At 64.0% G+C, this 1,668-nt stretch carries 2 protein-coding genes and 1 pseudogene; 1 reads left to right on the top strand and 2 read right to left on the bottom strand.

Features of this window, described 5'->3' with window-relative positions:
* Window positions 1-510: 510 nt before the first annotated feature.
* Together ACWGIU_RS37325 and ACWGIU_RS37320 are read right to left on the bottom strand one after the other, a co-directional pair.
* Window positions 511-663 (bottom strand): annotated as a pseudogene (locus ACWGIU_RS37325) (IS5/IS1182 family transposase); the annotation flags it as partial.
* 226 nt (window positions 664-889) lie between these two features.
* Window positions 890-1,057 carry a hypothetical protein gene (locus tag ACWGIU_RS37320; protein WP_453712503.1) on the bottom strand — a complete coding sequence of 56 codons (168 nt, stop codon included), beginning with the start codon at window positions 1,055-1,057 and terminating at the stop codon, window positions 890-892.
* A 217-nt stretch (window positions 1,058-1,274) separates the two neighbouring features.
* Here ACWGIU_RS37320 and ACWGIU_RS37315 point away from each other — a divergent pair.
* A partial coding sequence (locus ACWGIU_RS37315; protein WP_453712502.1) for a chaplin family protein occupies window positions 1,275-1,668 on the top strand: 394 nt, incomplete at its 3' end.

Genomic DNA, 1,668 nt, shown 5'->3' with positions numbered 1-1,668 from the left:
GGCCCGGGCGGCGCCTACACCGTCGACATGCCCGGCGGCCGACTCCGCGTAGCCGTCCTGCCCGACGGGTCCATGGAGCTGACCGGCCCCGCTTCGGTCGTTGCCAAGGCACGTTGCGCCTATAGCCACGTCACCCGCCGCTGGGGCAGGTAATGCGGCCGTGCACGGCGCGCTGTTGGCAGGTTCGCCCTTGCCGACATCCAGGACCAGACCCGAGGCCGGTTGCTTCCGTCATGGCCGAGACTCCCGCCTCGCCTGTTCCCCGGCCTCGCCTTGGCATCAGCGTGTCGGCATCCACGTTACGAAGAGACTGCCTCGCCCATCCACGGATCCGGCGCGCGTGCCTCTAATCAGCGGTCTGCCATTGCCTCCGGCATCGACGACACCACCTTTTCGATCACCTCGACTGGGGCGAAAAGTCATACCGGGGACTGAAGGCCGGGAGGAGCCCCCTTACGAGGCCACGAAGAAGGCAACGGGCGGACCGGAGGAACAGAACGGACGGGGCGAGCGTCGCCGCGTCCGATGCCGAGGCAAGCTCCGTCTGAAGGAAGCCCTGCTCGGCATGCGCGGCCTGGGTCCGGCGGTCAAGATGAACGCGGGCGGACGACATCTGCGATCCGCGTCGAGATGGATTTTGCTGGTCAGTCCGCCACGGGACCTCAGCTCCCAGTTCCCAGATGTATCCGACGGCAGCCAGCCGCTGCGTCTTGACCTTCCGGCTCATGACTTGCAGCTCTTGCCGCTGGCTCTGGTGACCGGGGCGCTTCCCGCGTCGGCCCTTCAAAAGGTCAGTGAGGCGAGACCTCCACCTGCGCGCCGCAATGATCTGGAGTGACGACCATTCTGAAAGTCACCAGCTGATCACAACATCACACAGGCCCTAGAGTCAGTCACTTCTGCGGGTGCAGAGACCGGCCTTGTCGAGGTCGAAGCTGTACGAGTCCTTCATGGTGAACTCGCGGACCCGGATGAGGCCCAACTTGGGGCGGGGCTCGTCGCAGAACTCGGTCTTGAACTGGCACCACATCTGGGACAACTGCCGGGAGGAGTTCAAGCGCTGATCGCATCCTTTGCAGCCCCCGCTCGTTGGCAGACTGCATCGACGATCTGCTGTCAGTCCGTTAGGGAAACCACACGAGATGGAAGCCGCCTGGTTGCGGCGAAGGGAAGGCCGCTTCCATCAGTCTCGAAAGACTGTCAACCCCCGCAAGCCCCCTACTGGCCATCAGATCAGCCCCAAGCTGGGCGCCAGGAACCGAAGAAGAGGAAAAATGCGAAAAGACCTTAGCAGGGCAATTTTGACTGCTGCGGCCGCGAGCAGCGTGCTTTCGATCAGCGCCGTGTCTGCTACTGCAGACTCCCAAGCCAATGGGGCAACAGCTGATTCTCCGGGAGTGCTTTCAGGAAACAGTATCCAAGCCCCTGTCCACGGACCAGTAAACGTATGCGGCAATACTGTCAGCGTCATCGGGTTGCTGAACCCGGCGGTTGGCAATACCTGCGGTAACGGACAGCTGGTCACTCCCGAGGTCCCGGTCACTCCCGAGGTCCCGGTCACTCCCGAGGTCCCGGTCACTCCCGAGGTCCCGGTCACTCCCGAGGTCCCGGTCACTCCCGAGGTCCCGGTCACTCCCGAGGTCCCGGTCACTCCCGAGGTCCCGGTCA

Source organism: Streptomyces sp. NPDC054840, from assembly GCF_053611065.1.
This window is presented reverse-complemented; position numbering and strand designations above follow the sequence as displayed.